The organism is Sphingomonas albertensis, assembly GCF_014358075.1.
GTDB classification, from domain to species: Bacteria; Pseudomonadota; Alphaproteobacteria; order Sphingomonadales; family Sphingomonadaceae; genus Sphingomonas; species Sphingomonas albertensis.
In genome coordinates, this window is record NZ_JACONT010000053.1 from 1 (window position 1) to 9,029 (window position 9,029).

At 67.1% G+C, this 9,029-nt stretch carries 6 protein-coding genes; 3 read left to right on the plus strand and 3 right to left on the minus strand.

The features are described from left to right. Nucleotides 1-100 precede the first annotated feature (100 nt). The 3 genes from H8S47_RS17310 to ku all read right to left on the minus strand — a co-directional run bounded on the left by H8S47_RS17310 (nucleotide 101) and on the right by ku (nucleotide 6,487). Nucleotides 101-2,551: a circularly permuted type 2 ATP-grasp protein gene (locus H8S47_RS17310; protein ID WP_187505030.1), complete on the minus strand. Its 2,451-nt coding sequence runs from the start codon at nucleotides 2,549-2,551 to the stop codon at nucleotides 101-103. Nucleotides 2,552-3,052: 501 nt separating this feature from the next. Beyond that, a complete protein-coding gene (gene ligD, locus H8S47_RS17315) occupies nucleotides 3,053-5,566 on the minus strand; it encodes a DNA ligase D (protein WP_187505025.1) in 2,514 nt (837 codons plus the stop codon). Nucleotides 5,567-5,605: 39 nt separating this feature from the next. Further along, on the minus strand, nucleotides 5,606-6,487 hold the full coding sequence (ku, locus tag H8S47_RS17320) for a non-homologous end joining protein Ku (RefSeq protein ID WP_187505026.1): 882 nt from the start codon (nucleotides 6,485-6,487) through the stop codon (nucleotides 5,606-5,608). Between the two features lie 109 nt (nucleotides 6,488-6,596). On the opposite strand from ku, the gene pdxH reads away from it, so the two are divergent. From pdxH to H8S47_RS17335, 3 genes are read left to right on the plus strand one after another with little or no spacing between them, the layout of a single operon-like run. Continuing rightward, nucleotides 6,597-7,175: a pyridoxamine 5'-phosphate oxidase gene (gene pdxH / locus H8S47_RS17325; RefSeq protein ID WP_187505027.1), complete on the plus strand. Its 579-nt coding sequence runs from the start codon at nucleotides 6,597-6,599 to the stop codon at nucleotides 7,173-7,175. Next, complete coding sequence (locus H8S47_RS17330) at nucleotides 7,172-8,119, plus strand: cation diffusion facilitator family transporter (protein ID WP_187505028.1); 948 nt, start codon at nucleotides 7,172-7,174, stop codon at nucleotides 8,117-8,119. Before pdxH ends, H8S47_RS17330 begins: the two co-directional genes overlap by 4 nt. 12 nt (nucleotides 8,120-8,131) lie before the next feature. Further along, nucleotides 8,132-8,923, plus strand: coding sequence for a PhzF family phenazine biosynthesis protein (locus H8S47_RS17335; RefSeq protein ID WP_187505029.1), 792 nt, complete (start codon nucleotides 8,132-8,134; stop codon nucleotides 8,921-8,923). The last annotated feature ends 106 nt before the right edge of the window (nucleotides 8,924-9,029 follow it).

The window sequence follows — 9,029 nt, forward strand, 5'->3', positions numbered from 1 at the left end:
GGCCCCCCCTGTTCCGGGCGCAGCACTGCTGGGCTGCCCCTCACCCCGACCCTCTCCCCGGAGGGGAGAGGGAGTATGTCGCCCACTATCACGCCGCCCCTCACGCCAACGTCAGCCCACTGGTCCGCAACGGCTCGGCCCCTTGCAGGAAATACCGCCGCGCCAGCGCATCCGACACCGCGCCGAGACGCCGCTCGATATCCCCCAGCGTCTCCGCATCCAATTCCGCCGCCGTCGCGGTCATCACGATCGCCTGCAACCCGGTGGCCTGCGCCTGTTGCGGCTCCGCCATCTCGTCGTCGCTGAGCACTGGCAGTTCCGCCAACCGCGTCGCGATCCGCTCCGCCGAGAACGCCAGCGAACGCGGATTGCCCGGATCGAGCGCCACCAGATCCATCACCGGCACGCGCGCGATCCCGGTCGGATAGCGCTGGCGATAACTGATCTGGCTGTCTGCAAGGTCGAGCAGCACCGATAGGTCATCCGGCGACGCGCCCGGCATCCCGAACAACCGGATCGCGCGCGTCATTGCCATCGCCCGCTCGATCCGCCGCCCGAGATCGTGGAACCGCCACGCCGCCGTCCGCCCCATATGCTCCGCCGACAGCCCCGCGATCGCCGCGTACCGCCGTTGCAGCGACCCCGCCCTCTCGAGCATCCCGCGATGCGTGGGGAAGGGCGCCTCGAGCAGCCGCACCATGTCCGCCGACAACCGGTCGCGCGAGCCCTCCCCGATCTCTCTCGCGTGCCGATTGAGCGTGAGGATCGACTGCCAGCGTTCGTCCTCCATCGCGGTGCGGGCAAGCGCGGTCAGGTCGGCGCGGCGCAGAGATGGCGGGTGCGGCGCGCTGCCCGCCCCGACGATCAGCCCGACCAGCTTGCCGACCGTGGTAGGCGACAGCACGGCACCGCCGTCGACGTCGATCGAATTGCCGAGCATCACGCGGATCGCGCCGAGCAGAGCCTCGCCGCGCTCCAGATAGCGCCCGAGCCAGTAGAAATTGTCCGCCACCCGGCTCGGCAACGTCCCGGGATTGCGCCGCACCTGGAGCGAGTCGGCGGCGGTCAGCAACGACACCGGCGCGACCGGCTCGGCGCCATAGATGCACACGTCGGCGGACCAGATGCCTTCGCCCATGACCGCCGCCCGTGCGTCGGGATGCTCGCCGATCCGCGCGAATCCGCCGGGGAGGACGGTCCATTCGCCGTCGCCGTTACGCGCCGCGAATACGCGCAGGGTGAAGGGGCGGGGGACCAGCTCATCGCCGACCACGACCGGCATGGTCGAAAGCTGGACGAGTTCCTGCCCGACATAATCCTGCGGCCTGTTCGCCATATCGGCGAGCAGACGCGTTCGGTCTTCGCCGGTGATGTCGGCGCCTGCGGTCGGTGCACCGGTCATGCCAAGCGGGCGCGAATGGAATGCCGGACCGATCAGCAAACGATCGAAATTCGCCTCGACCTGAGCGCGCGCGCCATCCTGCCCACACCACCACGTCGCGATGTTGGGGAGCAGCAGGTCTTCCCCGAGCAGCGATTTCGCTAGCTGCGGCAGGAACGCCGAGAACGCCGGCGCCTCCAGCACGGCCGAGCCCGGCGCATTCGACAGCACGACGTTGCCGGCCGCGTACGCGTCGATCAGCCCGGGCACGCCGATCTGGGAATGCGTGTCGAACGCCAGCGGATCGAGCAGCCGCGGGTCGAGCCGCCGCCACAGCGCATCGATCCGCTTGAGCCCGCCGATCGTGCGGACATACACCTTGTCCTCGAGCGCGGCGAGATCGGCACCTTCAACCAGCAACAGCCCGAGATAGCGCGCGAGATGCGCCTGCTCGGGATAGCTCGGGTTGAACCGGCCGGGGGTGAGCAGGCCGATCCGGGGGTCGGTCCGCTTGCACATCGCCGCGATTCCGGCGCGGAACGCGGCGAAGAACGGCGCGTGGCGCTGGACGTTGAGCCGATCCTGCAACCCGCCGAGCGTGCGGCTGACGGCGATGCGGTTCTCCAGCGCGTAGCCGGCGCCGGCGGGTGCGCGGAGGTGATCGGCGAGCACGCGCCACTCGCCGGAGGGGCCGCGGCCGAGATCGATCGCGATGAAATCTAGGTGGCGTCCGCCAGGTGGATCGAGCCCGACCATGGGGCGCAGGAAGAACGGGCTGCCGGTGACGAGCGCGGCGGGGATATGGCCGTCGGCGACCAGTTTGCCCGCGCCGTAGAGGTCGGCGATCACCGTCTCCATCAGCGCAGCGCGCTGGATCACGCCGCGCTCGATGCCGGCCCATTCGCCGGCCTCGATCAGCAGCGGGACGGGCGAGACGGGCCAGGGGCGCTCGTCGGGCTCGTCGGCGATCCGGAAGCCGGTGCCGATGTCGACCGCATGTCGCTGGACGCGTTCGCGGATGTGGCCGAGGTCGTCCGAGGCGACGGTCGCCAGCTCGGCGAACATCGCCGCCCAGGCGGGGTCGGCGCTACCGTCATCGGCTGGGCAGAGCACGTCGGCGCGGGTGCTGCGCGCGCAATAGTCGGCGATCCAGCGCTCGGCATGGATCATCGCGTCGAAAAGGGGCGCGGTGTGCGTCGCCGTGTCCGCCGTGTTCAATGCCTCAAACCCCCGAATACAGGCGGCGGTGTTTCACCTTTCGACGCGGCGGTGCAACATAAATTGTTGCAGAGGCGGATGCGCTTCGCTGTCTTGCCGGCCGTACCGGTCGGACGATTGCAGCCATCCCACCCGTTGCTCGTCATTCACTCCAGCCCATCCGTCATCCCAGCGAACGCTGGGATATTCTGCTTGGCGGACGCGACGCTCGCCCCATGAATATCCCAGCTTTCGCTGGGATGACGGATGGGGAGGGGTAGCTGCTGGGTAGGGCTGGGCTGGGCCGGGCTGGGCTGGGTAAAAGTGAAAGACTCCCCCACGCGCTCAGCCACCCCGGCGAAGGCCGGGGCCCAATTGGGGGACGGCGCTAATGAGGGGCATCGCTCCGTTACCACCACCTTTCCAATTGGGCCCCGGCCTCCGCCGGGGTGGCGGTTGGGGAGGAGTCGAGGCTCACAAATCCGGCAGCACCTGATCCGCCACGCCCCAGCCTTCCAACGCCCGCGACCCAGCTCGCTCGATCAGTTCCGCCCCATCCTTCACACCCCAGCGCGCGGCAGTCTCGATATCCCGCAACTCGGTCCAAGACACCGGTGCCGCCACCGGCGCGCCGGCTCTCGCCCTTGCCGAATACGGCATTACCGCGGTCGCGCCGCGCTGGTTGCGGAGCCAGTCGATGAAGATGCGGCCCTTCCGCTTGGCCTTTGCCATCGTCGCTACGAAGCGCTCCGGTTCCGCGCCCGCCATCGCTCGCGCGAAGCGGTCTGCGAAGTCCTTCACCGCCGGCCATTCCGCCTCGGGGGTCAGCGGCACGACGACGTGAACGCCTTTGCCCCCCGACAGCATCGGGAAGCTGACCAGCCCGAGTTCGGCAAGCTGGTTCTTCAGATGCTCCGCCGCCTTCTTGGTGTCGCCGAAGTCGAGGCCTTTGTCGGGATCGAGATCGAACACGAGGCGGTCGGGCTTTTCCAGCGTAGCGTTCGACGATCCCCAGCCGTGGAACTCGATCGTCCCCATCTGCACGCACGCGACCAGCCCGTCCGCGTCGTCGACATAGAGATAGTCTTCGGTCGAGCCGTCCTTCTCGCGGATCGGCACCTTATGGACCGCGTCGCCGAAGCTGCCGGCATCGTGTTTCTGGAAGAAGCACGCGCGGGATCGGCCTTGGGGGCAGCGCACGAGGCTGATGGGGCGGTTGGCGGCGAACGGCAGCATGATGCCGGACACCGCGACGTAATAGTCTGCGAGGTCGCCCTTGGTGACGTCCGACTTGTCGAAGATCACGCGGTCGCGGCTGCTGACCTTGATGCTGGTTTCCGGTGCGGCACTCTCGGCTACGTCCGGCAGCGGGGCGGGGGTTTCGGCGACGACGTCCTTGGCCGCCTTGTCCTCGCGCAAACCGATGAAGCTCGAATGGCGGAGCACGCCGTCGGGGGTGACCTCGGCGAAGGCGACCTCCGCGACCAGTTTCGGCGTCACCCATTTCGCGCCGCGGACCGCTGCCTTGGGGGCCTCGACCGTCGGCGTCTTGCGGTCGAGCGCGTCCAGTTTGTCGCGGATGTCGTCCATCAACGCCTGGTCAAAGCCGGTGCCGACCTTGCCTGCATAGCGAAACCCTTTGCCCTCGCGGACGCCGAGCAAGAGCGACCTGAAGCCGCGCTTCTTGTCCGAGGGCAGCCAGCCGACGATCACGAATTCCTGGCGGTGCGTGCATTTGACCTTGAGCCACGCCTTGGTCCGCTTGCCCGAATACGGCGCGTCGGCGCGCTTCGAGACGATGCCTTCGAGGCCCTCGCGGCACATCGTCTCGAACAGTTGCTCGCCCGCGCCGATGACGTGGTCGGAATAGCGGAGGCGGTCCTCGTCCTCGGGGATCAGCGGTTGCAGCCGCGCCTTGCGGTCGAGATTGGAAAGGCCGGTCAGGTCTTCGCCGTCGAGTGCGAGCAGGTCGAACGCGAACAGCGTCATGTCGCCGCCGGCGGAGATGGCGTCCTTCAAGGTCGAGAAATCCGGGTGGCCGTCCTTGAACGCGACGATCTCGCCGTCGATCAGCGCGGATTTTACGGGGAGTTGCGTGGCGGCGTCGGCGATCGCGGCGAACTTGTCGGTCCAGTCGAGGCCGGTGCGGGTGAAGACCTTCGCCTTGCCGTTGGCGACGGAGATGAGCGCGCGGTAGCCGTCGTATTTTACCTCGTGGAGCCAGGCGGAGCCGGTCGGAACGGCGTCGACGAGGGTGCAGAGTTGGAGGTCCTGGAACTCGGGCAGCGCGCTTCCCGCTCGCCCCGCCCCCTTCGTCGCCCCAGCGAAAGCTGGGGTCTCCCGCGGCTCCTGCTCCGCGCTTGCCGCTTGAGATCCCAGCTTTCGCTGGGATGACGGGCGGGGTTTGGACGGCTTCTTCCCCTCCTCAATCTCGATCATCGTGCGGCCGGTCGAGACGCTGGTCAGCGCTTCCTCGACGAGCGTGTCGGTGCCGCCCGCCGCCGCATCGTCGATCTTCCTGAGCAGCCAGTTCTCGCGCTTCTCCTTCGCGCGGGGCTTCAGGCGGATCAGCAGCCATTCGCCCTTCATCCGTTCGCCATCGAGGACGAAGTGGAGGTGGCCCTTGTCGAGGTCCTTGGCCGACTTGCCCTTGATCGGCGACCATGTCCCGCGGTCCCACAGCATCACCGTGCCGCCGCCGTATTCGCCCGCGGGGATGGTGCCTTCGAAGGTGGCGTAGCTGAGCGGGTGGTCCTCGGTGCGGACGGCGAGGCGCTTTTCGTTGGGGTCGAGGCTGGGGCCGCGCGTGACCGCCCAGCTTTTCAGGACGCCGTCGATCTCCAGGCGGAAGTCCCAGTGGAGGCGGGTCGCGTCGTGCTTCTGGACCATGAAGCTGTTGCCGTTGCCGGGGGCCAGCGTGCCCGCGGGTTCGGCGGTCTTGGTGAAGTTCCGCTTTGAATTATAGAGCGCGAGGGGATCGTCAACCATCTACTCCCCTCCCGCAAGCGGGAGGGGAGGAGAAGAGGGTTATGCACGTTTCTTTGCCGCGGCGGGCTTGGTTGCAGTGGCCTTCGCAGGCGCCTTCTTGGCCGGCGTCTTCTTCTCCGCAGCCTTGGCCGGCTCCTTCGCCGCCATCGACTTCTTCAACGCCGCCATCAAATCGACCACGTTCGAGCCCGTCTTCGCGCCCGTGTCCTTGTCCTCGATGATCTTCTTCCCGTTCGCCTTGCGCTTGCGTTCGATCAGGTCCTTCAGTGCATCGACATAGCGATCGTGGAACTCCTGCGGGTGGAAGTCGCCACTGCGCTTCCCGATCAGTGCCTCGGCCAGTTCCAGCAGTTCCTCCGACGGCTTATCGTCGGGAATATCCCGGAAATACCCCTGCGCCTTATGCACCTCGTCGGCATAGCGGAGCGTCTCCAGCACCATGCCGCGCCCGCACGGCTTCAGGCTGACGACATATTCGCGCCCGCGCATCGCGAGTTGGCCCAAGCCGACCTTCTTCGTGCGCTTCAACGCCTCGCGCAAAACGATGAACGCTTCCTCGGCGAGATCATCGGCAGGCACCACAAAATACGGCTTCTCGTAATACAGCACGTCGATCTCGCTCGCATCGACGAACTGCGTCAGCTCGAGCGTCTTCTTCGACTCCAGCTTCACCGCGTCGATCTCGTCCTGCTCCAGCAGGACGTATTCGCCCTTCGAGACCTCGTATCCCTTCATGATCTCGTCGGCATCGACCGGGCCGACGCCGGTGACGACCTTGTCGTAATGGATCGGCTGGCCCGATGGCTCGTGGATCTGCTTGAACGACACCGCGGCGCCGGACTTGGTGGCGGAGTAGATCTCGACCGGGATCGAGACGAGGGCCAGCCGGATCTGCCCCTGCCAATACGCGCGCGCTGCCACCTTGCGTGTTCCTTCGTTGCGGAAACGATTCGATTACCTGGGTCAATCATCGGCACGGTAGAGTCGTTCCCAAGTTTCGTTCCGCACCAAATCCCGCTAAGGCGCGCGCATGTCAGACGATCCCTTCACGCTGTTCGATAGCTGGTACGCCGAGGCCAAGCAGTCCGAACCGAACGACCCGAACGCGGTCGCGCTCGCGACGGCGGATGCCGGGGGGCGGCCTTCGGTGCGCATGGTGCTGCTCAAGGGTCACGGGCCCGACGGCTTCGTGATCTACACCAATCGCGAAAGCCGCAAGGCAGGCGAACTGGCCGCCAATCCGCAGGGTGCGCTGCTGTTCCACTGGAAGTCGCTGCGTCGGCAGATCCGGATCGAGGGCCCGGTATCATGGGCGACGGACGAAGAGTCGGACGCCTATTTCGCCTCGCGTGGTCGTGATTCGCAGCTCGGGGCCTGGGCGTCGGAGCAGTCCCGGCCGCTCGAAAGCCGCGAAACGTTCGAGCAGCGCTTTGCCGAAATGACCGCGAAGTTCGAGGGTCAGGACGTGCCGCGGCCGCCGCATTGGGGCGGCTACCGCGTCACGCCGACGCGGATCGAATTCTGGCAGGACCGCGCGCACCGTCTGCATGAACGCCGGCTGTTTACGCGTCAGGACGGTGCCTGGAGCGAAGGATTGCTGTTCCCATGACGCAGGACGAACGGCGCAGGGTCATACCCCTCGCAACCCGTGCGGCGCTCGCCAGCGTCGCGATGGCGTGTTTCCTGTTGCTGCTGAAGGGCTTTGCGGCATGGTCGACGGGCTCCGTCGCGATGCTCGGCTCGCTCGCCGATACCGCGCTCGATCTGCTCGCGTCGCTAGTGACCTTGTACGGCGTGCGCCTCGCGGCGACGCCCGCGGATCACGATCACCGCTTCGGCCACGGCAAGGCGGAGGCGCTCGCGGCGCTGTTCCAGGTCATGCTGATCACCGCGTCCGCGGTCGGCATCGCGTGGCGCGCGATCCTCGCCTTCGCCGATCCGCAGCCGACCACCGGCGCCGAGTTCGGCATCGGCGTGTCGGTGATCGCGATCGTCGCGACGGTGTTCCTGCTCGCCTATCAGCGCCGCATCATCCGCCAGACCGGCTCGGTCGCGATCCTGGCGGACAACGTCCATTACCAGTCCGACGTGCTGCTCAACGGCTCGGTGATCGTGGCCCTCGTGCTCGACCAGTATGTCGGGTGGAGCGGCGCGGATCCGATCTTCGGCATCGTCATCGCGCTGTGGCTTGCATGGGGCGCGTTCCAGGCATCGTCGAACGCGATCGACCAGTTGATGGACAAGGAATGGCCCGAGGATCTGCGCACGCAGTTCCTCGACGTCGCCGCGCGTCAGCCGGGGATTCGCGGCATCCACGATTTCCGCACGCGGCGCTCGGGGAGCCACGATTTCGCGCAGTTCCACATGGAGGTCGCGCGCGACCTGACGGTGGCCAACGCGCACGACATCGTCGAGGCGGTCGAGCGCAACCTGCGCACCGCGTTCCCCAAGGTCGAGGTGTTGATTCACCTTGATCCCGAGGGGCATGTCGACACCGACAATCCGCTGGTCGAGGCGGACGTGACGCCGCATTGGTTCGGCAAGCGTGTCTAAGGGGCTCCAGACATGAGAATACCGTTCGCGCAGATCGATGCGTTTTCCGACATGCCGTTCGGCGGCAACCAGGCGGCGGTGATGCCGCTGTCGGCGTGGCTCGACGACGCCGTGCTGCTGAACATCGCGCAGGAGAACAACCTGAGCGAGACGGCTTTCATCGTTGCGTCGGACGAGGAGGGCGTGGACTTCGACCTGCGCTGGTTCACGCCCGGCGCGGAGGTTGCGCTGTGCGGCCACGCGACGCTCGCGAGCGGGCATTTCGTGCTGTCGTCGGACACCGCGCTCAACCGGGTACGGTTCCGGACGCGGCAGGCGGGGATGCTGGAGGTCGCGCGGGCGGACAGCGGGTACACGCTGGAACTGCCGGCTTGGGGTCCCAGCCCGAAGGCGATGCCGGAGATCGTCGCGGCGTTGAACGTCGCATTGCCGGTCGAGACGTTGTGGCACGAGAAGGGCTATGCGCTCGTGATCGTCGAGGACGAGGCGGTGGTGCGCAACCTGAAGCCCGACTTTGCCGCGCTGGCGAAGTTCCCGATCGTGGCCATCGTCGCCGCGCGCGGGGAGGCGACCCACATCGTCAGCCGCGTTTTCACGCCCTATTACGCGATTAACGAGGATCCGGTGACGGGCGCGGCGCATGCGGTGATGGTGCCGTATTGGGCGCAGACCCTGGGGGACAGCTTCACCGCTTACCAAGCGAGCGCGCGGGGTGGAAAGCTGACGTGCCGACTCGAGGGCGACCGCGTGGTGCTTGGCGGCGCGTGCGTGACGACGATCGAGGGTACGTTCCTGCTGCCTTGAACGGAAGATCTGCCGGGAATGCTCTCTATCTTCACCCCTCCCTGAAAGGGAGGGGCCGGGGGTGGGTAGGCCGCTTGGCGGGCGCGGCGCTGGTCCGGTGAGCGGG